Here is a 24,712-nt window from a genome sequence, read left to right on the forward strand (position 1 = left end):
CTCGCCCTTCTCCAGCCACAGCACCCGGTCACAGGTGTCCCGGATGGACTTGTTGTTGTGGCTGACGAGGAAGACCGTGCCGGCTTCCTGACGGAGCTCCCGGATCCGGGCCTCGGAACGCTTTTGGAACTTCCTGTCACCGGTGGCCAGCGCCTCGTCGATCATCAGCACATCGTGGTCCTTGGCCGCGGCGATGGAGAACCGCAGCCGGGCCGCCATGCCCGAGGAGTACGTCCGCATCGGCAGGGTGATGAAGTCACCCTTCTCATTGATGCCGGAGAAGTCCACGATGCCCTGGTAGCGCTCCCGGACCTGCTCACGCGACATCCCCATCGCCAGACCGCCCAGGATCACGTTCCGCTCACCGGTCAGGTCGTTCATCAGAGCCGCGTTCACCCCCAGCAGCGACGGCTGGCCATGGGTGTAGACCTTGCCGCGCTCGGTGGGCAGCAGCCCCGCCACCGCCTTCAGCAGCGTCGACTTCCCCGACCCATTGGACCCGATCAGACCGATCGACTCACCCTTGTACGCCACGAAGGTGACCCCGCGCACCGCGTGCACCTCACGCATACCCGGCGCGCTCTTCCGCCCCAGCAGACGACTGAGGGCGGCGGTGGCACTGCCCTTCCCCTTCGGGCCGCCGTTGACCCGGTAGACGATATGGACGTCGTCGGCGATGACGGTGGGCACCCGCGCCGGCGCGGAAGCCGCCCGAGCGGCCTGCTCGGCCCGCTCCGCCTGGGCACCTTTGTCGAGGGTCTGCTCAGCCACGGCCGTACTGCTCCTCTGCCTTCCAGAAGTACACGAATCCCCCGACACCGAAGAGCACCGCCCAGCCCACGGCCAGCGCCCACACATGCGGCGGCAGGTTGGCCCCGGTGTAGTCGTCGATCAGGGCGTACCGCATCAGGTCCATGTACACCGCCGCCGGATTCCCGAGCATGGCGTCCGAGATCCACTTACTCGCCCCCGCGTGTTCGAGCGTACGGGCCAGCGGGAACATCACGCCGGACGCGTACATCCAGGTACGGAGGATGAAGGGCAGCAGCTGAGCCAGGTCCGGAGTCTTGGCCCCCAGCCGGGCCATGATCAGCGAAAGCCCGGTGTTGAAGACGAACTGGAGCGCCAGCGTGGGAACGATCAGCAGCCAGGCGAAGGACGGGAAGTGACCGAAGCCCAGGAGCACGACGACCAGCACGATCATCGAGAAGAGCAACTGCTGGAGCTGCTGGAGCGCGAACGAGATGGGGAGCGAGGCGCGCGGGAAGTGCAGGGCCCGCACCAGCCCGAGGTTCCCGGAGATCGCCCGAACGCCCGCCATGGCGGACGCCTGGGTGAAGGTGAAGACGAACACACCCGTCACCAGGAACGGAATGTACATGTCGTTCGCCATACCGCGGCTGCTCTTCAGCAGCATGCCGAAGATGAAGAAGTACACCGCCGCGTTGAGCAGCGGGGTCGCCACCTGCCACACCTGACCCAACTTGGCCTGGCTGTACTGGGCGGTGAGCTTGGCCGACGAGAAGGCGACGATGAAGTGGCGCCGGCCCCACATCTGGCGGATGTACTCGCCGAGGCCCACCCGGGCGCCGCTCACCGACAGCTCGTACTTCCGCGCCAGCTCGGCCGGGGACAGTCCCTCGTCGGCTGATGGCGGGCCACTCACGGCTACCGCACCGTCGTGCGTAGTCTCGCTCACAGTTGACACTTTCGTCTTCAGGGTGCGCTGAGCGGGGCCGCGCCCCGGGTCGCGCCCGATGCTCTTCGATACGAGCTTGTCAGATGACAGGAGGTCGGCCCAGTCGGGTCAGGCGCCATACCGTACGCCACTTCATGGGGTGGCGTGGACCACATGGTGTCTTCCAGCCTTCCCGGAACCCCCCGAACCAGGCCCGAAGTGCGGTTTTCGAAGGACGCCTGGCCAGCGTGAGCAGCAGCCAGACGCCCAGATAGACGGGGACGAGCGGCGCAGGAAGGTTACGCCGGGCCAGCCAGACCCGGTTACGCGCCACCATGCGGTGGTAGACCGCGTGCCTGCTCGGGGCGGTGGTCGGATGGTGCAGCACCATGTCCGACCGGTAATCGATCATCCATCCGGCGTCCAGCGCCCGCCAGGCCAGATCGGTCTCCTCATGCGCGTAGAAGAAGTCGTCCGGCAACCCTCCGACCTGCTGGAACACCGTGGTACGGACCGCGTTGGCACCGCCCAGGAAGGTGGTCACCCGGGAGGACCGCAGGGGGTCGGAGGCGCGCAGCCGGGGCACATGGCGACGCTGGGTGACGCCGGTCTCGGGGTCGGCGATGCGGAACGAGATGATGCCCAGCTCCGGGTCGGCGGCGAACGCCTGGCGGCACAGCTCGGCGGTGTCGGTGCCCGGCAGCAGCCCGTCGTCGTCGAGGAACAGCAGCACATCGACGTCCGACCCACCGGGTCCGAACGCCTCGATGCCCACGTTGCGGCCCGCCGGAATGCCCACGTTCTCGGGCAGCTCGATGGTCCGTACGCCCTCGGGGAGCGGGGGCAGCGGCGAGCCGTTGCCCACGACGACCACCTCGACCGGGTCGCCGTCCTGCTTGGCGACCGAGTCGAGGAGCGCGCGCAGCTCCTCGGGGCGATTGCCCATCGTCAGGACGACCGCTCCGAGCCTCATCGTGTCGCTCGTGCTCACTTGAGCCTGCTCGACGCGAGGATGGACACGAGGTGGAGCAGGGTTTGCAGCAGGGCGATACCGGCCAGTACGGCAACGCCCAGCCGGGTGAAGAACAGATCGCCGCGCACCTGGTCCACGACCGCCACCACGAGGATGAGCAGCGACGCCTCGACCCCGAGGACCAGCCGGTGGAACTTCAGCGCCGCGGCCGCCCTGCGGGCCAGCGCCACACCGGACGAGCGCGGCTCGGCGGCCGCCTCCTTGACCGGCGGCAGACCGCCCTGGTGCCGGGCGACCCCGACCAGGTCGGTCTCGGCCTTGATCAGGATGGCACCGAGCGCGGCGAGGGTGCCGAGGAACGCCCACAGCCAGTCGATCCGCCCGGAGCCCCACAGGTCGGCGGCGCGCAGACCGAAGCCGACGAGCACCGCGGCGTCGCACAGATAGGCGCCGACCCGGTCCAGATAGACGCCGCCCAGCGAGAACTGCTTCTTCCAGCGGGCTATCTCGCCGTCGACGCAGTCCAGCAGCAGGTAGAGCTGCACCATCAGCACCCCGAGCACGGCGCCCGCGATCCCCGGCACCAGCAGGGCCGGGGCCGCGAGGGCGCCGAAGACGGTCATCAGATACGTCAGCTGGTTGGGCGTGACCCGCGTGTTCACCAGGTGCCGGTCGATGCGCAGCGAGATCTCGCGCATGTAGAGGCGCCCGGCCCAGTGCTCACCGCTCCGCCGGTCCTTCACCCCGGCGGGGTGGACGACCGGGCGGAGTTCAGCCACTGATGGCTTGACTGACTGCTTTGGCATAGTCGGCGTATGCGTCCCTGATCGCGTCGGATGAGAGGTCGAGGTGCTCGAGGATCGTGTAGCGGCCGGGGCGCGTCTTCGGAGCGAACTCCACGACCTGGACGAACTCGTCCACGGTGAAGCCGATCTCCTCGGGCAGCACGGGCAGCCCGTGCCGGTGCAGCACCTCGGCCATGTGCTCCGACTCCTCGTGCGCCCCGCGCAGACGCATCGCGAAGGCGGCGGCCAGGCCGCACTGCTCGCCGTGGCTGGCGGCGCGCTTGGGGAAGAGGAGGTCGAAGGCGTGGTTGATCTCGTGGCAGGCACCGGAGGCCGGGCGGGAGTCCCCCGCGACCGACATCGAGATGCCGGTGAGCACCAGTCCCTCGGCCAGCACCTGGAGGAAGCCGTCGTCGCCGACCCCGCCGGGGTGGCGCAGCACGGCCTCACCGGCCTGGCGCGCCATCGCGGCCGCGAGGCCGTCGATCTGCTCGCCGGTCTCCCGGTTGGACAGCTCCCAGTCCGCGACCGCGGAGATGTTGGACAGGGCGTCGCCGATACCGGAGCGGACGAAGCGGACCGGCGCCTCCCGGATCACATCGAGGTCGATGACCACGGCGATCGGGTTGGGCACCCCGTACGAGCCGCGGCCCGCGTCGTTGTCGAGGGTCGCGACCGGGGAGCACAGACCGTCGTGCGAGAGGTTGGTGGCGACGGCGACCAGCGGAAGGCCGATGCGCGCCGCGGCGAACTTCGCACAGTCGATGATCTTTCCGCCGCCCAGCCCCACGACCGCGTCGTAGTGCCCCGACTTCATCCGGTCGGCGAGCTTGATCGCGTCGTCCAGGGTGCCGCCGTCGACCTCGTACCAGCTCGCGCCCGGCAGCGCCGGCGCCAGCCGCTCGCGCAGCAGGGCGCCGGAGCCGCCGCTGATGGCGATGGCCAGCTTGCCGGAGGAGGAGATCCGCTGGTCGGCGAGGACCCCCGCGAGATCGTCCAGGGCGCCCGCGCGGATGTCGACGACGAGCGGCGAGGGGATGAGCCTCGTCAGTACTGGCACGCGATTTCACGGCCCTTCGCCAGATCGTCGTGGTTGTCGATCTCGACCCACTTGATGTCGCCGATGGGGGCCACGTCGACCTTGAAGCCGCGGTTGACCAGCTCCTGGTAGCCGTCCTCGTAGTAGAGGTCGGGGTCGCGCTCGAAGGTGGTCTTCAGCGCGTCCGCGAGCTCCGCGGCGGCCTCGCCCTCGATGAGGGTGACGCCGATGTACTCACCGGTCGCCTCGGCCGGGTCCATCAGCTTGGTGATCTTCTGGACGCCCTTGTCGGGGTCGGCGACGACCTTCATCTCCTCGTCGGCGAGCTGCTTGACCGTGTCCAGGGCGAGGATGATCTTCTGGCCGTTGCCGCGCGCGGCCAGCAGGGTCTTCTCGACCGAGACCGGGTGCACGGTGTCGCCGTTGGCGAGGATCACGGAGTGCTGGATCGCGTCACGGGCGCACCAGAGGGAGTAGGCGTTGTTCCACTCCTCGGCCTTGTCGTTGTCGATCAGCGTGAGCTTGACGCCGTAACGCCGCTCCAGGGCCTCCTTGCGCTCGTACACGGCCTCCTTGCGGTAGCCGACGACGATGGCGACCTCGGTCAGACCGACCTCCGCGAAGTTGCCGAGGGTCAGGTCGAGGACGGTGGTCTCACCTTCCTTCCCCTCGGGTCCTACGGGCACCAGGGCCTTGGGAAGCGTGTCGGTGTAGGGACGCAGACGCCGTCCGGCGCCGGCCGCGAGCACGAGGCCGATCATGCGGGTTCTCCTGATTCGTCGTGTACAGCGGGTGCTCCTGAGGACACCCAGAAGCGGATGCTCTCGATGAGCACCGTCAGCGCGAGGACCGCCGCCAAAGCGGTCAACGCGATGGTGAAACCTTGGTTCTGGTGCAGCAGGGCAGCGGCGGCCGTGACCACCACCGTCCGCCCCTCGTGCCCGCCGATCGCCCGCACCAGCCGGTGCGGGGGCGCTCCCGTGCCGCCACGGATGCGGTACACCGTGTCGTAGTGATGGTAGGCGACCGCCGCAACGAGCCCGAAAGCCGCGGGCAACGCGCCGTTCACCTCCGAGCAAGCCGCCAGGATCAGGATGGTGCCGTATTCGGCCGCGCGGAAGAGCGGCGGCACCAGCCAGTCGAGGGGGCCCTGGAGGGGCGCGGCGACGGCGACGCCCGCGAGGACCGCGTAGAGCACGGCGCAGCCGACGGGCACCCAGGAGCCGAAACCGGCGGCCGCGGTGCCGGCCAGGACGGCCGCCGTGCCGAGGGCGGCCGCGAGCGGGGCGAGGTACGAACTCCTCCCCCGGCGGACGGCCTTGGCGACCAGCTCGGCCGGCGAGCCGGAGTCGGTCAGCTCGGCGAGGGCGCGGGCGGCCCGGTCCGTGCGCTCGGCCCGGCGGGTCAGCGAGCGCAGCACCCGGCCGGCGGTGGTGTAGCAGGCGGCCAGCGCACAGCCGATGAGCAGTGCGTAGAAGGTGATACGCGGCGTGGTGAGGGCCGTCAGCACGGCGATCATCGCCCAGCGCTCGCCGATCGGCAGCACGATCATGCGGCGCAGCCAGACCGTCCAGCCGACGCTGTCGAGGCGGCCGGAGAGGGCGGCGGTGGGGCTGGTGTTGCCGGTGGCGTCGTGATTGGCCTCGTTGAAGGCGAAGTCCACGACATGGCGGCAGGTCTGGAGCACCATCGCGCCGAGCGCGAGCGCCCATACGTCGTCACCGCCGCCGTCGGCGCGGGCGGCGCCGAGCGCGAGGCCCGCGTAGTAGGCGTACTCCTTGGCGCGGTCGAACGTGGCGTCCAGCCAGGCGCCGAGCGTGGAGTACTGGAGCGAGTAGCGGGCCAACTGCCCGTCGGTGCAGTCGAGCACGAACGAGGCGATCAGCAGCACACCGGCCGAAACGAACCCGGGCCGGGTGCCGGTGGCGGCGCAGGCGGCGGCGATGAGCGCGGTGAGGAGGGAGGCGGTGGTGACCTGATTGGGGGTCAGCCCGCGCCGGGCGCACCAGCGGGCGATGTAGCGGGAGTACGGGCTGATGCAGAAGGTCGTGAAGAACCCGTCCCGCGACTTCACGGCCGACCGCAGCCGCACCCGCTCGTCGTCCACCGCGTCCACGGCATCCCGCGCCGCGGCCCGCGCGGCGGCGTCCACGGGCACGGCGGCCACGAGCACCCCCAGCTCGGGCCGGTGCAGGGGGACGCCTTCGGCGTCGAGGGCGTCGGCGAGGTCGTCCACCCGGGAGCGGGCCTCGGCGGCGCCGCCCATGGCCGCCACCTCGGCGGGGGCCACGGAGGGGGACCGCGTGGCGGAGCTGTCGGCGGTGTGTGCCGCGCCGCCCGCACGCACGCCTGTGTCGGCGGCGCGGTCCGGCGCGGCCGTCCCGGCGGCATCGGTGCAGGTCGCCCGCCCGGCAGCACCGGCGGTGGTGGGCGAGTCGGCGGCGCCGAGGGCCGTGGCGGGTCCGGACGGCCGCGTCCGGCTCCGGCTTCCGGCGTACTCGTCCGACGCGTGTGCCGCGTCGGGCGCGCGCAGCGGGGCGTCCGCGCCGGGGCCCGGGGCCGAGCCGACGGGCGGCTGCGCCTCCCCCGCCCGGTCGGGCACGGTGGCGGGCACCGCTGCCACGCGCTCCAGGCTCTCGGCGGGCCCGAGCGCCTGGGCCGGGGTGGCGGTGGGCGCCCCGTCTTCGGTCCCGGCGGGCCGCGCCGTGGTGGCGGCAGCCGTCACGGCGCGGACCAGGGCCGTACGGGCCTCGGCCTGGACGGTGAGCGCACCGCGCACCGCGGCGGCGGGGAAGCGGGGGTCGGTGAGGGCCAGCCGCAGGGTATGGACATGGCCGACGAAGCGGGGGTCCACGAGGGCCACCCGCTCATGCGCCGGGACGGCGGCGAGCTCCGCCGTGACCCCGGCGGCGTCGGCCGCCGTACGCACGGCGAAGCCCAGCGACCGCAGGTCGTCCTCGAGGGACGAGCCGGCGACCGGCGCACCGGTGAGAATCGCGGTCGACAGACGAACTCACTCCTTGGCAGCTGACATGGTGGCCGCGCCGCTGATGGCACTGGCCCGGGAGCCCTCCGGGCCGTGGGCATCGCACGCCCTGGCCCCGTGGGGTCGGCGGCACGTCCGGCAGAGGCTATCGGATCGATGGAAGCCGCCGTTCACCGCACATTCACCACACGATCGGGGGAACGACCACTTCCGCGCGCCGCCGATCATCATGGTGGATGGCGGCTGTCCTCCACAAACGGCGATCGCCCCGCCATGGATAGGGTGCGGGGCATGACATGGCTGATCACAGGTGGTGCCGGATATATCGGGTCGCATGTCGTGCGGGCCATGGCCGAGGCGGGCGAGCCCGTGGCCGTGCTCGACGACCTGACCAGCGGCGTCCGGGCGCGGCTGCCCGAGGACGTACCGCTGGTGCGCGGCTCCACCCTGGACCGTGAGCTGCTGGACCGCACCTTCGCCGAGCTGGAGGTCACCGGTGTGGTGCATCTCGCGGCGAAGAAGCAGGTCGGGGAGTCCGTGGAGCAGCCGCTCCGCTACTACCGGGAGAATGTGCACGGGCTCACGGTGCTGCTGGAGGCGGCAGTCGCGGCCGGTGTCAGCCGCTTCCTCTTCTCCTCCTCCGCCGCCGTCTACGGCATGCCCGATGTGGAACTCGTCACCGAGGACACCCCGCGCCTGCCGATCAATCCGTACGGAGAGACCAAGCTGGCCGGAGAATGGCTGGTCAGGGCGGCGGGCGCGGCCCACTCCCTCTCCACGGCCTGTCTGCGCTACTTCAATGTGGCGGGTGCCACGCGCCCCGAGCTGGCCGACACCGGAGTGTTCAACATCATCCCGATGATGTTCGAGCGGATCACCGAGGGAGAGCCGCCGCGGATCTTCGGTGATGACTACGACACCCCCGACGGCACGTGCATCCGCGACTACATCCATGTCGAGGATCTGGCCTCCGCCCATCTGGCCGTGGCCCGCCGGCTGGCGGCGCAGCCGGAGCCGGGCGACCTCACCGTGAACATCGGCACCGGCCGGGGCGTCTCGGTGCGGGAGATGTCCGATCTGATCGGCGAGATCACCGGCCGCCCGGACCTCACCCCCGTGGTGGAGCCCCGCCGGGCGGGCGATCCGGCCCGGGTCGTCGGATCCACCGAACTGATCGCCAAGGAGCTGGGCTGGAGTGCCCGGCACGATGTGCGCGCGATGGTGGAGTCGGCCTGGGAGGGCTGGTGCCTGCACCACCCCGAGGCCCGGCGCGGCTGACCTGGCCCCGCCCCGGCGCACACGCCATCCAGGGACGTCTGGGGGAGCACGTCGACGTCGGACACCGCACGTTCCAGCTGGAACCGGGTGGGCATGCTGATCACGAAGCCAAGCTGTGCCACTGACACGGACGTGGGGCACATGTGCGGCAGACTTGGACGTTCACGAGTCGGAACTTTGAGGATGGTCATGCCGATCACACCTGCCAACGGCGGCTCCGCCGAGACCGCCGAGACCGCCGCGTCGAGCGGTTCCGCAGAGCCGATCATGCTCGAACTGGTCGACGAGGACGGTACGACGATCGGCACCGCGGAGAAGCTCTCCGCACATCTCGCGCCCGGCAAGCTGCACCGGGCGTTCTCCGTCTTCCTCTTCGACGACGAGGGGCGGCTGCTGCTCCAGCGCCGCGCGCTGGGCAAGTACCACTCCCCCGGGGTCTGGTCCAACACCTGCTGCGGCCACCCGTACCCCGGTGAGCCGCCGTTCGTGGCCGCCGCCCGGCGCACCGCCGAGGAGCTGGGCACGGCGCCCGCGCTGCTGCGGGAGGCGGGCACGGTCCGCTACAACCACCCGGACCCCGCCTCCGGCCTGGTGGAGCAGGAGTACAACCACCTCTTCGCGGGGCTGGTACGGACGACCCCGCGCCCGGACCCCGAGGAGATCGGCGAGATCGCCTTCGTCACCCCCGACGAGCTGGCGAAGCTGCGCGACGAGGGGCCGTTCTCGGCGTGGTTCATGACCGTGCTGGACGCGGCCCGCCCGACGGTCCGTGAGCTCACCGGGACGGCGGCAGGCTGGTAGCCGCGCCGGGCAGCGGAAGGGCGGCCCAGACCACCTTGCCGCCGCTCGCCGTGTGGTCCACGTCGTAGACCCCGCCCGCCTCCTCCGTGATCGCCGTCACCAGCAGCAGTCCCCGCCCACCGGTCCCGCCCTGGTCCGCCATCAGCGCCACGGGCCGGTAGGGATGGTTGTCCTCGACGGCGATCCGGACCCAGTCCCGGCTCAGGGAGACCTCGACGGCGATCTCGGGGGAGAGCAGCGCGGCGTGCCGTACCGCGTTGGTGACCAGCTCGGAGGCGATGAGCAGCAGACTCTCCACCAGTTCGTCGTTCACCGGCACCCGCTGATGGGCCAGCAGCTCGCGCACCGCGTGCCGGGCCTGTGGCACGGAGGAGTCCAGGGCCGGTGCGGTGAACCGCCAGGTCCCCTCGTAGCCGACCGGGGACGGCGGCGCGGGCGGGGCGTGTCCCGCTTCGGAGGGGACTCTCCCGACGATCTCCATGTCCGATACCCACCCCTCGCCGCGGCCCGACCTCTCGTATCGAGTGTTGGGAAGCTCTGGTACTGACCGATGGACTACGCACAACTTGACGCTTATCGAGCGTTTTTGATCGTTGGCGTATGCCAGGGTCACGCGCTCGACTGTTCCTGCTCGCGTGGATTCCATGCATTGACTCCGTGGATTCCGAGCCTTGACTCAGCCGTGACCGGCTCGAACGGCCGGGCCCGGGCACGAGCGGTCCGGATACGATCCGCCACATGGAGCCCTCCCTGGAGCACGAGGTCGCCGACGGCATAGCGACCGTCGTCATCCGCCACCCCGCCAAGCGCAACGCCATGACCCCCGGAATGTGGCGGGCGCTGCCCCCGCTGCTGGCCCGGCTCGCCGCCGACCCCGCCGTACGGGCGCTGGTGCTCACCGGCGATGGCGACACCTTCTGCGCGGGCGCCGACATCGGCTCGCTGAGCGCCACGTACGAGGAGACCACCGGGCTCGCGCTGCCCGCCGAGGAGGCGCTGGCCGCCTTCCCCAAGCCGACCCTGGCCGCGGTGCGCGGCTACTGCGTGGGCGGCGGCTGTCAGCTCGCGGCCGCCTGCGATCTGCGGTTCGCCGAGGAGGGCGCCCAGTTCGGGATCACCCCGGCCAAGCTGGGGATCGTCTACGCCCCCGGCTCGACCCGTCGGCTGGTCGGGCTGGTGGGACCGGCCACCGCCAAGTTCCTGCTCTTCTCGGGCGAGCTGATCGACACCGAGCGGGCGCTGCGCACCGGTCTGGTGGACGAGGTGCTGCCGGCGGGCGGGCTCGACAAACGGGTGGCGGAGTTCACGCGGGTGCTGGTCTCCCGGTCGCAGCTCACCCAGGCCGCGGCCAAGGAGTTCGCGGCCGGGCCCGTCGCGCCGGACAGGGTCGCGTACTGGCAGGAGCAGGCGGGGAACAGCAAGGAGGCCGCCGAGGGCATCGCGGCCTTCTTCGAGCGCCGCCCACCGCGGTTCCGCTGGACCCCGCCGACCGAATGACCGCGGCGGGACGCGGCCGGGCCGGGCGGTTTCATGGGATCCGTAAGGGCGTCACGGCGGCCGGGGTGTGGCCGGACCGGAGGGGTCGATGGGGTCCGTAAGGACGTCACGGCGGCCCGGGGAGTGGCCGGATCCGGCGGGGCCGACGGGGACTGGTGAGACCCGGGCTACCGGGGGTGACTACCAGTCGGTAGCGTGCGCCCATGACCACACTTCCCGAGCTTGCCGCCCGGCGCTGTTACAGCGTCATCAACCCCCTCCACTCCGCCATCTACTTCTCCCCCGACTTCGGCGAGGAACTCGCCGAGCTGGGGCTGAAGGACGGCGCGGCCGCTTACTTCGTCGGCCGCGCGGCGCCCCTGGGACGGGTGGGCGCGGGCACCGTCACCGCGACCTTCTTCAACTTCAGCCACGACCTGGTCGCCCGCCACATCCCGGCCGCGTGGGACGTGGTCTCCCCCGAGGTCGCGCTGGAGGCCCGGCTGCGGGCCGCCGACTCGGTGCTGCGCCGGGTGCTGGGCGAGGAGGTCATCGCCTCCAAGGAGCTGGCCGAGGCCGCGGAGCTGGCCCTGCGCGCCACGGAGGCGTGCTCGCGCCTGGCGCGCCCGCTGTACGCCGCCCACGCCGATCTGCCCGTCCCGGACGCCCCGCACCTGGCGCTGTGGCACGCCGCCACGCTGCTGCGCGAACACCGCGGTGACGCCCATCTGATGACCCTGGTCGGCGCCGGGCTGGACGCGGTCGAGGCGCTGGCCTCCCACACCGCGACCGGTCAGGGCATGTCCACCAAGTGGATCCTGCGCACGCGCGGCTACAGCGCCGAGGAGTGGGAGGCGGGCCGCCAACGGCTGCGCGACCGCGGCCTGCTCACCGCCGACAACGAGCTGACGGAGGCCGGTGAGCGGCTGCGCCGGGACCTGGAGGCCGAGACCGACCGCCTGGACGCGGCACCGTACGAGCACCTCGGCGCCGAGGGCGTGGCCCGGCTCACCGAGCTCGCCACCGCCTTCTCCACAACCGCCCGCGAAAACGGCGCCTTCCCGGCCGACCTCCGCGGCAAGAACTGACCCACGGCCCCGGGCCCGCCTGTCGGGACCGCGCCCCTGGATCGCCCGCCCCGGGGCCGCGGCCCCGGAGAGTGTCCGACGGAGCTTGCCGCCTGCGGCGGGCTGCTCCCCTCCCCGCCCCTTCCCGAAACTGGGGCTCCGCCCCAGACCCCGGGGTCCAGGGGCGAAGCCCCTGCCACGCGGCGGAGCCGCAGATCGATACGGCGGGAAGGGGCGGGCAGGGGAAAGCATCGATATGCGGCTCCGCCGCGTGGTCCGCCGGGCACCTCGTAGGTCCACGCGTCCCGGGGCCGCCGCCGATGCCCGCCGTGGGACGGCCGGGCCGCGGGTGCGACGCACCTTCACCTCCGGTTGGCCCCACGGGTATGGCGCGCCCCGCGGCGGCTCCGGCCCAGCGGCGCCCCCGGCTGAGCGGCCACCGCGGTCCCGGCGCACCCACAGGGCGGCGGCCCGGCATCGGCGGGGGCCCGGCGCAAGGGCCCGACGGGGCCCGGCGAGGGCCCCGTCGGGCCGGTGCAGGGCCCCGGTCAGCGGCCCCGCCGGGGGTCGCGTTTGGCAGGGGCACATCGGGATACCCGCTTGTCGTGCGCGATCGGCCGTCTGACAACCGGGCGCCCACACCGCGCGCCGCGTACGCCGGCAACAGCCCGTGCGCCGCGTAGCGAACGGTGCCCGGCGGCCGCCGCCGAGCCGCCACCGACCGACAGGAGGTATCCCGTGTTCCGTGCCATCGCCGACGTGCTCCGTGCCATCGGCGGCGCCATCGCGACCGTGGTGACGCTTCCCTTCCGCGCTGTGGCCCGCCTTTTCGGCGGTGTCTCCGACGCGGCGAGCGGACCGCGTCGCAGGCGGGTGTGATGACCGTTTCCGGCTGATACCGGTGTCCGCCGGACCCGTACCCGGGCCTCCCCGGCCCGCCGAAAGCGTCGGCCGCGACCGCTCTGTCAGTGCCACCTGCCACAATGCAGGAGCAGTGCAGACCGAAAGCGGAGCGTGATCGTGACGACGTCCATCGAAGGCAGGATCGCCGAGGAACTCGGCGTACGGGAACGGCAGGTCAAAGCCGCCGTCGAGCTGCTCGACGGCGGCTCTACCGTGCCGTTCATCGCGCGCTACCGCAAGGAAGCGACGGAGATGCTCGACGACGCGCAGCTGCGCTCCCTGGAGGAGCGGCTGCGCTATTTGCGGGAGCTGGAGGAGCGGCGCACCGCGATCCTCGACTCGATCCGCTCCCAGGGCAAGCTGGACGAGGCCCTGGAGGCGCAGATCCTCGCCGCGGACTCCAAGGCCCGGCTGGAGGACATCTACCTCCCCTACAAGCCCAAGCGGCGCACGAAGGCGCAGATCGCCCGCGAGGCCGGGCTCGAGCCGCTCGCCGAAGGGCTGCTGGGCGACCCGACGGTGGAGCCCACGGCCGCCGCGGCGGCCTTCGTGGACGCCGAGAAGGGCGTGGCGGACGCCGCCGCCGCGCTGGAGGGCGCGCGGGCCATCCTCACCGAGCGGTTCAGCGAGGACGCGGACCTCATCGGCGAGCTGCGTGAGCGCATGTGGGAGCGCGGCCGGGTGGCCACCAAGGTGCGCGAGGGCAAGGAGGAGGCGGGCGCCAAGTTCGCCGACTACTTCGACTTCGCCGAGCCGTTCACCGAGCTCCCCTCGCACCGGGTGCTGGCGATGTTCCGCGGTGAGAAGGAGGAGGTCCTCGACCTCACCCTGGAGCCGGAGGAGCCCTCCGAGGAGACCGGCCCCACCTCCTACGAGCGCTCCATCGCCCACCGCTTCGGCATCGCGGACCGCGGCCGCCCCGCCGACAAGTGGCTGGCCGACACGGTGCGCTGGGCCTGGCGCACCCGCGTCCTGGTCCACCTCGGCATCGATCTGCGGCTGCGGCTGCGCCAGGCCGCCGAGGACGAGGCCGTCCGGGTCTTCGCCGCCAACCTCCGCGATCTGCTGCTCGCCGCCCCGGCCGGGACGCGCGCCACGATGGGCCTCGACCCCGGCTTCCGCACGGGCGTGAAGGTGGCCGTGGTCGACGCGACCGGCAAGGTGGCGGCCACCGACACGATCTACCCGCACGTCCCCCGCAACCAGTGGGACGAGGCCCTCGCCAAGCTGGCCGCGCTGGCGCGTGAGCACAAGGTGGAGCTCATCGCGATCGGCAACGGCACGGCGTCCCGCGAGACCGACAAGCTGGCGGGCGACCTGTGCGGCAAGCACCCCGAGCTGAAGCTCACCAAGGTGATGGTCTCGGAGGCCGGCGCCTCCGTGTACTCGGCCTCCGCCTTCGCCTCGCAGGAGCTTCCGGAGCTCGATGTCTCGCTGCGCGGCGCCGTCTCCATCGCGCGGCGGCTCCAGGACCCGCTGGCCGAGCTGGTCAAGATCGATCCCAAGTCGATCGGCGTCGGCCAGTACCAGCACGACCTGTCCGAGGTGAAGCTCTCCCGCTCGCTCGACGCGGTCGTCGAGGACTGTGTGAACGGTGTCGGGGTGGACGTCAACACGGCCTCCGCCCCGCTGCTCAGCCGGGTCTCGGGCATCGGCACCGGCCTCGCGGAGAACATCGTCTCCCACCGCGACACCAACGGCCCGTTCCGCAACCGTAAGGCGCTCAAGGACGTGGCCCGGCTCGGCCCCAAGGCGTATGAGCAGTGTGCGGGCTTCCTGCGCATCCGCGGCGGCGACGACCCGCTGGACGGGTCGAGCGTGCACCCCGAGGCGTATCCGGTGGTGCGGCGGATGGCCGCCACGGCGGGCGGCGACGTGACCACCCTCATCGGCAACACCTCGGTGCTGCGCGGTCTGCGGCCGGACGAGTTCGTGGACGACGCCTTCGGTCTGCCGACCGTCACCGACATCCTCAAGGAGCTGGAGAAGCCGGGCCGCGACCCGCGTCCCGCCTTCAAGACGGCGACCTTCAAGGAGGGCGTCGAGAAGATCGGCGACCTGTCGGCCGGGATGATCCTGGAGGGCGTGGTCACGAATGTGGCGGCGTTCGGCGCGTTCGTGGACGTCGGTGTGCACCAGGACGGTCTGGTGCATGTCTCCGCGATGTCCAAGACGTTCGTCAAGGACCCGCGGGACGTGGTCAAGCCCGGTGACATCGTCCGGGTGAAGGTCCTGGACGTCGACATCCCGCGCAAGCGGATCTCGCTGACGCTGCGGCTCGACGACGAGGCGGGCGCCCCGTCCGGCGGTGGCCGTGACCGTGACCGCAGCCGCTCGGACGAGGGCCGCGGCCAGCGCGGCGGGGGCCGTCGCGGAGCGCCCCAGCAGCGCCAGGGCGGCAGCCGTGGCGGCCAGCGTGGCGGCGGCGGTCGCGACGCGGCCCCGGTGAACGGCGCGATGGCCGACGCCCTGCGGAGGGCGGGCCTGCTGGACCCGAAGAAGCGGTAGGGGGATATGCGGCTCCGCCGCGTGGCAGGGGCTCCGCCCCTGGACCCCGGCGGGTCTGGGGCGGAGCCCCGCCTTCCAGCCCCTCCAGGGGGCACCTCCCAGCGGTAGCTGGGGAAGCTTGAGGAGCGGGGTCTGGGGCGGAGCCCCAGTTGTGGGAAGGGGCGGGGAGGGGAACAGCCCGCCGCGGGCCTCAAGATCCGTCGGACACCCCCCAGCCCGCTGAGAACGGTCCGCCCCCGTTCCGCCCCGCCATGACGGCGAGGCCGCGCGGGGGGCGGGCCGGCGGCCGCCGTTACCGTTCCACGGATGTGACCCGGACGGCCTCGTTGGTGCGGGCCACCAGATAGGAGCGACCGCGCAGCGCGCGGGGGTCCAGGGGAATGTGGTGGGTGCCCGGGTCCAGGACGGCGTCGAAGAGTTCGCGCGCACGGGGCCGGGACAGCCGGTCCAGGCGGTGGGCCGCGAGCGCCACCCGGCACGTGGCCGCGACCTCGACCACCGCCTCGGCCCCGCCCGCCACCGCCGTCAGCCCGAGGAGGCGGCGGCGGTCGTGGGGGGTGCGGTCCAGGGCCTGTACGACCTGGGCGACGAGCAGGGGGACGATCGGGGCGAGCGCGGTGACACACACCGCGTCGGAGCGCGCCGCCGCGAAGGCGTCCCGGACCGCGTCACGCTCGTCCTGACCCACCGTCCGGCCGAAGACCACCGCACCGTACTTGCGCAGCTCATCCGCGTGGGCGCCCGCCGCGTCCAGGGTGATCTCGGCGCCGATGCCGATGCGGCGCAGCGCGGCGGCCAGCTTGGCGAGGACGGCGGCGCGCGGCCCGATCAGCAGCGCCCTGGGGCCGTCCGGGATCCCGGGCGCGAGCGCGCCGTCGGCGGTCAGCAGCCCCTTCAGCGCGGTGCGGTACTGCTCGCCGTGGAAGCGGTAAGGGCCGAGGCCGTGGTAGCCGTCGCGCTCGATGTCGGGGGTCCCGCCGGTCTGCCGGACGAAGTCACGCCAGACGACGTCGGGGCCGTCCCGCTCGATGACGGCGGTGACGGCCCCGCATTCCGGACCCTCGCACTCCGGACAGCCGTAGAGGACGAACCGGCTCCCCTCCGGCGCCGGCTCCGTCTCCAGCAGCAGCCTCCGCACCTGTTCGGCGAGGGCGGAGGGCCCGATGTCGGCGGCGAGCGGTGAGACCGCGTCGAGGTCGGCGAGGCGCGCCAGCAGGGGCCTGCCGTCCACCACGAAGTCCAGGAAGTCGCGGTGGGTTTGGTACGCGCCGTCGGCCAGCACACCGCCCGCGCGCATCGCCGGGGCCAGCCCGAAGGTCACGTACTCGGAGGTCATGCCCCAAGTATTCCCGCTTCGGGGTGGTATCAGGGGGTAACCGGCGGTGCGCCGCCCGGACCGGTGGGTCCGGGCGGCGGGTCATGGCCGCGCCCCGAAGGGGCGCGTGGCTGTGTCGATGTGCGGCTCCGCCGCGTGGGCGCGACCAGCCACGATGCGGCCGCAGACGCACGACGGCATGTCGCGGCACTTCCCGCGGAGCGCTTAGCGGGTCTTGGCCGCGGCGGTCTGATCGTCCGGCCCGGCCGCGCCGTCCTGGTTCTCCGCCGGGGAATCGGCCGGGGAAGCGGCATCCGACGGGGAGTCGGTGTCGGACGGGGTCGCCGGGCCGATGCGGATCTCGAACTCGCCCGCGTACTTCTCATGGCCGGCGATGACCGCCATCTCGACGGCCTCCTCGCCCTTCTCACCCCGGACGATCAGCGGATCGCGGCGCAGATCCTTCAGCAGGGCCCAGCACAGCCCCACCATCACCAGGGTGAAGGGGGCCGCCACCAGGATCGTCAGGTTCTGCAACCCGGTGAGGGCGTCTCCCCCACCGCCGCCTATCAGCAGCATGACGGCCGCCACCGCGCCCGTGACCACGCCCCAGAAGACCACCACGAAGCGGGTCGGCTCGAAGGCGCCCTTCTGCGAGAGCGTGCCCATCACGATGGACGCGGCGTCCGCGCCGGAGACGAAGAAGATGCCGACGAGGATCATCACCAGCACGCTCATCACACCGGCGATCGGGTACTGCTCCAGCACCCCGAACAGCTGCCCCTCGGGGGTGGATTCCTTCCCCAGCCGCCCCGCGGCCTGAAGCTTCATCGACGAACCGCCGAAGATGGCGAACCAGATCAGGCTCACGGTGCTCGGGACCAGGATCACACCACCCACGAACTGCCGGATGGTGCGGCCGCGGCTGATCCGGGCGATGAACATGCCCACGAACGGCGTCCAGGAGATCCACCAGGCCCAGTAGAAGACCGTCCAGCTGCTCAGCCAGTCCGCGACCGACTTGCCACCGGTGGCCTCGGTGCGGCCCACCAGCTGCGGCAGATCGCCGATGTACGAGCCGATCGAGGTCGGCAGCAGATCGAGGATGATGATGGTCGGGCCCGCCACGAAGACGAAGACCGCGAGGAAGAGCGCCAGCACCATATTGATGTTGGACAGCCACTGGATGCCCTTGGCGACACCCGAGACGGCGGACGCGATGAAGGCCACGGTGAGGATCGCGATGACGGCGACCAGCAGCCCGGTGCCCACGTCACTCTTCCAGCCCAGCACCTCGATACCGCTGCCGATCTGCAACGCGCCGAGGCCGAGCGAGGCGGCGGAGCCGAAGAGGGTGGCGAAGATGGCCAGGATGTCGATGACCCGGCCGCCCCAGCCGTTGGCGTTCTTGGAGCCGATCAGGGGCGTGAAGACCGCGCTGATGGTCTGCCGGCGGCCGCGGCGGAAGGTGCTGTACGCGATGGCCAGGCCGACGACCGCGTAGATGGCCCAGGGGTGCAGCGTCCAGTGGAAGAGCGTGGTGGACATCGCGGTCTGCATCTTCTCGGCCGCGGTGCCGGGGTCGGTCCCGGGCGGTGGGGTCATGAAGTGCGACAGCGGCTCGCTCACGCCGTAGAACATCAAACCGATGCCCATGCCCGCGCTGAACATCATCGCGACCCATGAGACGGTGCGGAATTCGGGTTCCTCGCCCTCCTCTCCGAGGGTGATCTTGCCGTAGCGGCTCATGGCCAGCCAGAGGGCGAATATCACGAATCCCGACGCGGCCAGGACGAAGGCCCATCCACCGTTGTGGATCAGCCCGGAGAGCATGCTGTTCGAGACGCTCTCCAGGGTGTCGGTGGCCACGGACCCCCAGACGACGAAGGCCAGCGTGAGCGCGGCGGAGACGCCGAAGACCACGCGGTCCGTCCGGGGAGGCCGATGGGGCCCGGCGTGGTCGGAGCCGGGGAGATCCACGGTCACCGGAGGATCGCCGCTGACGTCCCCCGTGGTTGTACCTGTCTGCGGCACGCAAGAGACCTTTCACTGAGGGTTTGTCTGACGGATTTCCGGCTACCCAGGACTCCAGGATGCATGCCACCGGCCGCGGGGCCGGTGTTTTCGTGCGCCGTCAGGGCGTCAGGTCGGCGCCGTCAGGGCGTCAGGGCGTCAGGTCGGCGCCCCCGCACGTCGGGTCAGCACGCGTCCACCGGCTGCCCCTCGGTGAGGTGGTACGCGGCGCGGCCGTCCAGCAGCAGCGGCACCAGCGCGCGGGCCGACTGGCGCAGCGGTACGAAGGCGCTTCCATCGCGCTTGACGGGCCGCGCCGTCACCCCGTGCAGGGCCAGCTCGTCCCGCACCGCGCCGTAGCTCTCGGCGTCCAGCCGGTAGCCGCACGGCGGATCCTCGAGGACCCTGTCCTTCTCCGGCGGTTCGTTGTCGGCGCCGCCGAGGTAGACCGGGCCCCGGTCCGCGTAGCCGGCCAGCCGCGCCGCCGTCGTGGCCGCCTCGATCCTGGCGCGCCGCTGGGCGATGAAGTCGAAGGTGCCGTTCAGGGCCGCCAGATGGGAGCCCACCCGGCGGCGGTTGTTGAGGGCGGGGTCGGCCTTCTCGGCGTCGGTGAGCGGGTCGACCCGGGTCTCGGCCAGCAGCCCGATGGAGTGCTTGACGCCCGCGGTGTTGCGCAGGATCCGCTCCTGGCCGTCGCCCGCCACCTGCTTGACCGGCTCGCCGGTCTCGGGGTCGGTCCAGATGCCGTAGACGCCCGTGGTGTGGCCCGCGGCCTCGACGCTCGGGCGCACATAGGCGTCCGACAGGGTCCGTGCCTCGCGGTGCACCGGGCCTTCGGTGTTGAGGTTGCGCGGCCACAGCGCCAGCAGGTCCTTCACGTAGTACGGGGCGGTCGCCCCGTACTCGTGCAGGTCGTAGACGGTGTCCGGGCGCCAGTCGCGGATGACGCCCGCCATCGCGCGGGACTCGGCGGTGGAGAGCGCGATGTGGTCGCGGTTGATGTCCACACCGTCGGAGTTGCCGCGGGTGTCGGCGGCACGGCCGTCGGGGTTGGCGGTCGGGACCACGAGCACCTGGGTGCGCTCCAGGAAGCGCCGCGTCCGGTTGTCCTTGGCGTAGGCGAGGTCGCGGATGGTGGACAGACACGCCTCGCGGCCGGAGGGCTCGTCGCCGTGCTGGGAGCAGATCAGCAGCAGGATGTTGCCGCGCGCCGCCCGGGCCGGATCGGCGGGCGCGGCCGGTGCGCCGATCCGCACCAGCCGGAGCGGGCGCCCCTGCGCGGTGGCGCCGATCCGGTCGACGGCGACGCGCGGGGCGGCCTTGTCGACGGCCGTCAGGAAGTCCGTCTCCTCGGCCTGGCTGGTCCACCGTGCGCCATGGCTGATCTCGAACCCCGTACGCGGCGGGCGCTGTTCGGCCCGCGCGGGCGCGCTGAGGAACGACCCGGTCAGCAGCGCACCGATCGCACCGCAAGCGGCGCTGCGGATGAGGGGTGACCGCGAGAACACGAAGGACCTCCTGGGGTGAGGGGATACGGGGGCGATATCGGTGACGGCGTCCTGCCGGGCCCGCCGCCGGTGGGCCCCCGCGCGGCGGCGGGGACCCACCGGCACGGGTTCAGCCGTGGGTGGACATGGACGGGAGCGGGGTCCGGTGGTGCGGGGCCCGTACGCCCTTCAGCGGCGGTGCGGCAGCCGTGCGCGAGGGGGCTGCCGCGGCCTTCGGGGCACCGCCGACCAGCGGCAGACGGGCCGAGGTGCGGGGCAGGTCCACGGTCAGCCGCGGGGTGGTGGACGGCGGTTCGACGAGGCCCGCGTCCGTACCGGCGACGATCAGGCCGAGGCGGTGACCCGCCGGGACCACATGGTCGGTCGCCGCGAGGTCGAGGGTGATGGTGTACGCCTTGCCCGGGGTCAGCGGGCGGCCCTTGCCGTCGTCCGCGAAGTGACCGAGGTCGGCCCAGCCCCGGCTGAAGACCGTGTAGTCCACGTCCTCCTTGTCGGCGGCGGTCTCCTTGAAGCAGGCGCTGTCGCCCTGCGTGCTGCTCCCCCAGCAGGTGCGCCGGTCCAGGGTGGTGATCCCCTCGCCCGCCGCCGTGTAGTCGCGGATGGTGGCCGGGCCGAGGTCGACCAGAACCGCGGAGAGATGGGCGCTGGTGGTGGAGGGCGTGGCCGTGACGGTGACCGTGCCGGAGCCGGACAGCCGCAGGTCCTTCTCGAGCGGACCGGTGGTGAAGCCCGCCTTGCCGGGCGTCGAGGTGTCGATCGCCGCGGACCAGTCGGCCTCGCTCAGCGCGGGGTCGTCGGTGAAGGTCTCCGTGGCGCCGGGCCCGGCCTGCTCCGTGCCGAGCACGCCCACTCCCGCCGTGGCGCCGCCGCGCGGGCGCAGGGTGGTCTGCCGGGTGCCTGAGGGGGGCCAGACCCGGTCGGTGGACCACTGGTCGGGGGCGCGCTCGACATCGGCCATCGGCTCGCGCTCGATGCCGTTGTCGATACCGAGGAGGTAGTGGTCGAACCAGCGGTGCAGGGTGCGCACCCACTCCCCGCGCCGGAAGTCGAACGGGTCGACATGTCCGGTCTGCGAGAGCCAGATCTTGCGCTCGACGCCCGCGTCGGCGAGGGCGTTCCACCACTGGCCGAGGTGCTTGGTGCGGACGTTGAGGTCCTGCGCCCCGTGGACGGCGAAGACGCTGGCCCGCACCTTGTCCGCGTCCGGTACGTAATCGCGGTCGGTCCACAGCCCGGTCCAGTCGCCGTTGCGCGGGGCGCCCTCGACGAGACGTTTCTGTACGGCGGCGCAGCGGGCGTGGGCGTCATCGCTCTCGACGGCGTCCGAGAGCCCGTCGGGGCCGGAGTCGAAGAGCGCGGCGCCCTTGGCGAAGTAGTAGTCGTACCAGGAGGAGATGGCGCCGATGGGCACGATGGTCTTGAGCCCCTTGACGCCGGTGGCGGCGACCCCGTTGGCGATGGTGCCGTCGTAGCTCTTGCCGATCATGCCGGTGGCGCCGTTGGTCCAGCTCGCCGTGGTCCGCTCCCCGCCGGTGCGGGTGCGGTACGCGGTCCCGCGGCCGTTCAGCCAGTCGACCACGGCCTTGGCGGAGAGGATGTCGGAGCGGCCGCCGATGTCCACACAGCCGTCGGAGCGGTTGGTTCCGGCGAGGTCGACCAGGACGGTGGCGTAACCGCGCGGTACGAAGTAGTTGTCGTAGAAGAGCGGGAACCGGACCGGATTCCCGGCCGCGTCATAGGTCTTGGTCTGGCTCTCGTTGCCGCGCCCGCAGCAGGAGTAGTACGGACTGGCGTCCATGATGACGGGGACGCGGCGGCCCTGAGCGGCGGGTTCGCGCGGCCGCACGATGTCGACGGCGACCCGGTCGGTCCGTCCGTCCGCGTCGCCGTCGATCGTGGTGTCCACCCATACGGATTCGCGGATGGCGTTCTCGTAGGAGTAGAAAGGTCTGCTTTCTGATGGGTTTTTTGCTTTGCCGTCCGATCTGCTCTGCGCGGCGGAGGCGGCGTGGGCGGCCGGGGCGCCGAGCGGTGGCAGCAGCGATACGACGGCGGCGACCAGCGCGGTGACCGCCGACAGCACGAGTGTGGTCCAGGGGATGCGGGATCTCCGCGTCTGTAGCAGCACGGGCGGACGGTAGCGCGAGTCAACTCCTGTACAGAAGAGGGCGATACGTGTCGTGAGCGTGTCCGAGTCGATGCGCATTGCGTCCGGATGTCGATTGGATGTCGGACGGCGTGATGGACGTGAGGTGCGTGTGAGGAGTACATAGGGTCACGAGTGATCGTTCTCCCCTACGAGTTGGAGGACTCGTGCGTCACCACAGACTCCTCGTCCCGGGCGCGGCCGCGGCCTGCCTGCTGCTGGCGATCCCGGCGTCGGCGGCCGATGCCACGCCGGGCGCCCCCGGCATCGGGGACTCCTACTACCCCTCGTACGGCAACGGCGGGTATGACGTCTCCCATTACGACCTGCGGCTGAAGTACCAGCCGAAGACGGACCGGCTGGAGGGCACGGCGACGATCGTGGCCGACGCCCGGCAGGATCTGTCCCGGTTCAACCTGGACTTCGCGCTCGATGTGAGCGAGGTGCTGGTGGGCGGGAAGAAGGCCGCCTTCAAGGCGACCGGAGACCATGAGCTGGAGATCACCCCGGCCGCGCCGCTGACCTCCGGCCGCCCCTTCACCGTGGTCGTGCGCTACAGCGGTACGCCCTCGAAGGTCGTGGCGAACGGTTTCACCTCCTGGCTGCGCACCCCGGACGGCGGGATCGCGGCCAATGAGCCGGAGTCGGCGTGGTGGTGGTTCCCGAGCAATGACCACCCGCTGGACAAGGCCACCTACGACGTGTCGGTGGCAGTGCCGGACGGAACGCAGGCGATCAGCAACGGCACCCTCCAGTCCAGCAGCTCCCAGCTGGGCTGGACCCGCTACAACTGGCGCTCCAACAAGCCGCAGGCCACGTATCTGGCCACGCTGGCGGTCGGCAAGTTCGACATCACGACGGACACCACCGCCAACGGTCTGCCGGTGATCAACGCCTACAGCAAGGACCTCGGGGACAACGCGGGGGCGGCGCGGGCGAGCGTGGAGCGGTCGGCGGAGATCGTCGACTGGGAGTCCACGGTCTTCGGCCCGTACCCCTTCGACGCGCTGGGCGGCTATGTGCCCAATGTGCCCACGGGCTACGCGCTGGAGACCCAGACCCGGCCGTTCTACAGCCCGAAGGGGTTCGCCAAGGGCGCCAACCCCTCGTTGATCGTGCATGAGCTGGCCCATCAGTGGTTCGGCGACAGCGTCTCGCTGAAGGACTGGCGTGACATCTGGATCAACGAGGGCTTCGCCAGCTACGCACAGTGGCTGTGGTCGGAGAAGGAGGGCGAGGGCACCGCGCAGGAGCTGGCGGACTACACCTACGCCTCCTACCCGGCCGACGACCCCTTCTGGAAGGTCGAGCCGGGCAACCCCGGGGCGGAGAACCAGTTCCATGACGCGGTGTACGACCGGGGCGCGCTGGCCCTCCAGGCGCTGCGGAACCACATCGGCGACAAGGACTTCTTCGCGATCCTGAAGGGCTGGACGGCGGAGCACCGGTACGGGAACGCCTCCGTCAAGGACTTCGTGGCCTATGCGGAGAAGGTGTCGGGCAAGCCGCTGGCCTCGCTCTTCGACACCTGGCTGTTCACCCCGTCGAAGCCGGCCGCGGCGCAGGCACGGGCGGCGGAGGTGAGCCCGGCCAAGGCGCCGGTGCGGCCGAAGTCGTGGCAGCGGATCCAGGACACCCACAGCGCCCACGGACGCTGAGCCACCCGGGCCCCGGCCGGTCCCCCACCCCGGCCGGGGCCTGGCGCCTCCGCGACGCGGCGGCGCCGTCCTGTACGGCCTACCGCCTTGCGGAGCGCTGATAGGCCGTCCGCGCCCAGAGGTAGCCACCGGCCGTCGTGGGAACGATGGCGCTGCCCATGAAGGGGAGGAACTGTAGGGGCAGGGGTATGTTGCTCGCGGACTCGGGGGTCTTGGCCATCAGGCCGATCGCCGCCGAGACCCAGGTGAGCGCCAGCGTGACCAGGGCGAGCAGACCGACGACCGCGAGCCATTCCACGGGGGTGGCATCCGGCCGGACGATGCCCTCGGTCATATCGACGCAGATGCCCACCGCGGTGACCAGGGACCCGGAGGTCGCGGCCATCAGGATGATGCCGGGCGCGACATAGTCGATATATCGATCACCACTTCCCCCACCGCCGGTGATGCCGCCGGACATCCCGCCGATTCTGGCGCCGAGGGCCCCGCCGAAGGCGTAGTTGAACAGCAGCAGTATCAGCACGGGCATCGCCACGACGGAGGCGGTCATGGAGGGATAGCGCTGTGCGTGCTTCAGA

At 71.7% G+C, this 24,712-nt stretch carries 20 protein-coding genes and 1 pseudogene; 8 read left to right on the forward strand and 13 right to left on the reverse strand.

All coding sequences use genetic code 11. The features are described from left to right. The 7 genes from ACT2CW_RS46730 to ACT2CW_RS46760 form a co-directional block, all read right to left on the reverse strand. The coding region (locus ACT2CW_RS46730) for an ABC transporter ATP-binding protein (protein WP_445521002.1) at window positions 1-771 on the reverse strand (771 nt) is incomplete at its 3' end. Further along, on the reverse strand, window positions 764-1,699 hold the full coding sequence (locus ACT2CW_RS46735; RefSeq protein WP_182468815.1) for an ABC transporter permease: 936 nt from the start codon (window positions 1,697-1,699) through the stop codon (window positions 764-766). The genes ACT2CW_RS46735 and ACT2CW_RS46730, both read right to left, overlap by 8 nt. 79 nt (window positions 1,700-1,778) lie before the next feature. Beyond that, window positions 1,779-2,651 carry a glycosyltransferase family 2 protein gene (locus tag ACT2CW_RS46740; protein WP_164437356.1) on the reverse strand — a complete coding sequence of 291 codons (873 nt, stop codon included), beginning with the start codon at window positions 2,649-2,651 and terminating at the stop codon, window positions 1,779-1,781. Window positions 2,652-2,665: 14 nt separating this feature from the next. Next, window positions 2,666-3,457: a CDP-alcohol phosphatidyltransferase family protein gene (locus ACT2CW_RS46745; RefSeq protein ID WP_078559614.1), complete on the reverse strand. Its 792-nt coding sequence runs from the start codon at window positions 3,455-3,457 to the stop codon at window positions 2,666-2,668. Further along, window positions 3,423-4,496, reverse strand: coding sequence for an iron-containing alcohol dehydrogenase family protein (locus tag ACT2CW_RS46750; protein ID WP_020867256.1), 1,074 nt, complete (start codon window positions 4,494-4,496; stop codon window positions 3,423-3,425). Before ACT2CW_RS46750 ends, ACT2CW_RS46745 begins: the two co-directional genes overlap by 35 nt. Further along, window positions 4,484-5,236, reverse strand: a complete 753-nt coding sequence (locus ACT2CW_RS46755) for a phosphocholine cytidylyltransferase family protein (RefSeq protein WP_445521003.1) — start codon at window positions 5,234-5,236, stop codon at window positions 4,484-4,486. The genes ACT2CW_RS46750 and ACT2CW_RS46755 overlap by 13 nt, the downstream gene beginning before the upstream one ends. Continuing rightward, on the reverse strand, window positions 5,233-7,404 hold the full coding sequence (locus ACT2CW_RS46760) for a DUF5941 domain-containing protein (protein WP_445521004.1): 2,172 nt from the start codon (window positions 7,402-7,404) through the stop codon (window positions 5,233-5,235). Before ACT2CW_RS46760 ends, ACT2CW_RS46755 begins: the two co-directional genes overlap by 4 nt. 348 nt (window positions 7,405-7,752) lie before the next feature. Between ACT2CW_RS46760 and galE the strand changes: the two genes are divergently transcribed. The 3 genes and pseudogenes from galE (at window position 7,753) to idi (ending at window position 9,540) form a co-directional block, all read left to right on the forward strand. Continuing rightward, window positions 7,753-8,739, forward strand: a complete 987-nt coding sequence (gene galE / locus ACT2CW_RS46765; RefSeq protein ID WP_445521005.1) for a UDP-glucose 4-epimerase GalE — start codon at window positions 7,753-7,755, stop codon at window positions 8,737-8,739. A gap of 20 nt (window positions 8,740-8,759) precedes the next feature. Further along, window positions 8,760-8,864 (forward strand): annotated as a pseudogene (locus ACT2CW_RS46770) (cation diffusion facilitator family transporter); the annotation flags it as partial. 64 nt (window positions 8,865-8,928) lie between these two features. Next, on the forward strand, window positions 8,929-9,540 hold the full coding sequence (idi, locus tag ACT2CW_RS46775) for an isopentenyl-diphosphate Delta-isomerase (protein WP_037962240.1): 612 nt from the start codon (window positions 8,929-8,931) through the stop codon (window positions 9,538-9,540). Here the strand turns inward: idi and ACT2CW_RS46780 are convergent. Beyond that, window positions 9,515-10,021 carry an ATP-binding protein gene (locus tag ACT2CW_RS46780; RefSeq protein ID WP_432049153.1) on the reverse strand — a complete coding sequence of 169 codons (507 nt, stop codon included), beginning with the start codon at window positions 10,019-10,021 and terminating at the stop codon, window positions 9,515-9,517. The two genes, idi and ACT2CW_RS46780, sit on opposite strands and share 26 nt — an antisense overlap. 257 nt (window positions 10,022-10,278) lie before the next feature. Between ACT2CW_RS46780 and ACT2CW_RS46785 the strand changes: the two genes are divergently transcribed. The 4 genes from ACT2CW_RS46785 (at window position 10,279) to ACT2CW_RS46800 (ending at window position 15,494) form a co-directional block, all read left to right on the forward strand. Beyond that, window positions 10,279-11,037 carry an enoyl-CoA hydratase/isomerase family protein gene (locus ACT2CW_RS46785; protein WP_445521006.1) on the forward strand — a complete coding sequence of 253 codons (759 nt, stop codon included), beginning with the start codon at window positions 10,279-10,281 and terminating at the stop codon, window positions 11,035-11,037. Between the two features lie 203 nt (window positions 11,038-11,240). After that, a complete protein-coding gene (locus ACT2CW_RS46790) occupies window positions 11,241-12,104 on the forward strand; it encodes an SCO6745 family protein (protein ID WP_445521007.1) in 864 nt (287 codons plus the stop codon). A 717-nt stretch (window positions 12,105-12,821) separates the two neighbouring features. After that, a complete protein-coding gene (locus tag ACT2CW_RS46795) occupies window positions 12,822-12,962 on the forward strand; it encodes an LPFR motif small protein (protein ID WP_182468809.1) in 141 nt (46 codons plus the stop codon). Between the two features lie 141 nt (window positions 12,963-13,103). Beyond that, window positions 13,104-15,494 carry a Tex family protein gene (locus tag ACT2CW_RS46800; RefSeq protein ID WP_164435272.1) on the forward strand — a complete coding sequence of 797 codons (2,391 nt, stop codon included), beginning with the start codon at window positions 13,104-13,106 and terminating at the stop codon, window positions 15,492-15,494. A gap of 292 nt (window positions 15,495-15,786) precedes the next feature. On the opposite strand, the gene ACT2CW_RS46805 is transcribed toward ACT2CW_RS46800, so the two are convergent. The 4 genes from ACT2CW_RS46805 to ACT2CW_RS46820 form a co-directional block, all read right to left on the reverse strand. After that, the gene (locus ACT2CW_RS46805) at window positions 15,787-16,830 is read right to left on the reverse strand and encodes an oxidoreductase (RefSeq protein ID WP_445521008.1); all 1,044 of its coding nucleotides are present in this window, start codon (window positions 16,828-16,830) and stop codon (window positions 15,787-15,789) included. A 204-nt stretch (window positions 16,831-17,034) separates the two neighbouring features. Then, window positions 17,035-18,843 carry a BCCT family transporter gene (locus ACT2CW_RS46810; RefSeq protein ID WP_445521009.1) on the reverse strand — a complete coding sequence of 603 codons (1,809 nt, stop codon included), beginning with the start codon at window positions 18,841-18,843 and terminating at the stop codon, window positions 17,035-17,037. A 164-nt stretch (window positions 18,844-19,007) separates the two neighbouring features. Continuing rightward, window positions 19,008-20,330: a M14 family metallopeptidase gene (locus tag ACT2CW_RS46815; protein ID WP_445521010.1), complete on the reverse strand. Its 1,323-nt coding sequence runs from the start codon at window positions 20,328-20,330 to the stop codon at window positions 19,008-19,010. Between the two features lie 109 nt (window positions 20,331-20,439). Continuing rightward, a complete protein-coding gene (locus ACT2CW_RS46820) occupies window positions 20,440-22,458 on the reverse strand; it encodes a Xaa-Pro dipeptidyl-peptidase (RefSeq protein ID WP_445521011.1) in 2,019 nt (672 codons plus the stop codon). 185 nt (window positions 22,459-22,643) lie between these two features. Between ACT2CW_RS46820 and ACT2CW_RS46825 the strand changes: the two genes are divergently transcribed. After that, complete coding sequence (locus tag ACT2CW_RS46825; RefSeq protein ID WP_445521012.1) at window positions 22,644-24,134, forward strand: M1 family metallopeptidase; 1,491 nt, start codon at window positions 22,644-22,646, stop codon at window positions 24,132-24,134. A 79-nt stretch (window positions 24,135-24,213) separates the two neighbouring features. On the opposite strand, the gene ACT2CW_RS46830 is transcribed toward ACT2CW_RS46825, so the two are convergent. After that, window positions 24,214-24,684 carry a hypothetical protein gene (locus ACT2CW_RS46830; protein WP_445521013.1) on the reverse strand — a complete coding sequence of 157 codons (471 nt, stop codon included), beginning with the start codon at window positions 24,682-24,684 and terminating at the stop codon, window positions 24,214-24,216. Between the last annotated feature and the right edge of the window lie 28 nt (window positions 24,685-24,712).

This window comes from Streptomyces sp. NEAU-174 (genome assembly GCF_052665095.1).

What these genes read in the sequence shown, in the direction of transcription:
- ACT2CW_RS46740 (WP_164437356.1), bottom strand. Translation starts at nt 2,651, where the DNA reads ATGAGGCTCGGAGCGGTCGTCCTGACGATGGGCAATCGCCCCGAGGAG.
- ACT2CW_RS46745 (WP_078559614.1), bottom strand. Translation starts at nt 3,457, where the DNA reads ATGCCAAAGCAGTCAGTCAAGCCATCAGTGGCTGAACTCCGCCCGGTC.
- ACT2CW_RS46755 (WP_445521003.1), bottom strand. Translation starts at nt 5,236, where the DNA reads ATGATCGGCCTCGTGCTCGCGGCCGGCGCCGGACGGCGTCTGCGTCCC.
- galE (WP_445521005.1), top strand. Translation starts at nt 7,753, where the DNA reads ATGACATGGCTGATCACAGGTGGTGCCGGATATATCGGGTCGCATGTC.
- idi (WP_037962240.1), top strand. Translation starts at nt 8,929, where the DNA reads ATGCCGATCACACCTGCCAACGGCGGCTCCGCCGAGACCGCCGAGACC.
- ACT2CW_RS46780 (WP_432049153.1), bottom strand. Translation starts at nt 10,021, where the DNA reads ATGGAGATCGTCGGGAGAGTCCCCTCCGAAGCGGGACACGCCCCGCCC.
- ACT2CW_RS46785 (WP_445521006.1), top strand. Translation starts at nt 10,279, where the DNA reads ATGGAGCCCTCCCTGGAGCACGAGGTCGCCGACGGCATAGCGACCGTC.
- ACT2CW_RS46790 (WP_445521007.1), top strand. Translation starts at nt 11,241, where the DNA reads ATGACCACACTTCCCGAGCTTGCCGCCCGGCGCTGTTACAGCGTCATC.
- ACT2CW_RS46805 (WP_445521008.1), bottom strand. Translation starts at nt 16,830, where the DNA reads ATGACCTCCGAGTACGTGACCTTCGGGCTGGCCCCGGCGATGCGCGCG.
- ACT2CW_RS46830 (WP_445521013.1), bottom strand. Translation starts at nt 24,684, where the DNA reads ATGACCGCCTCCGTCGTGGCGATGCCCGTGCTGATACTGCTGCTGTTC.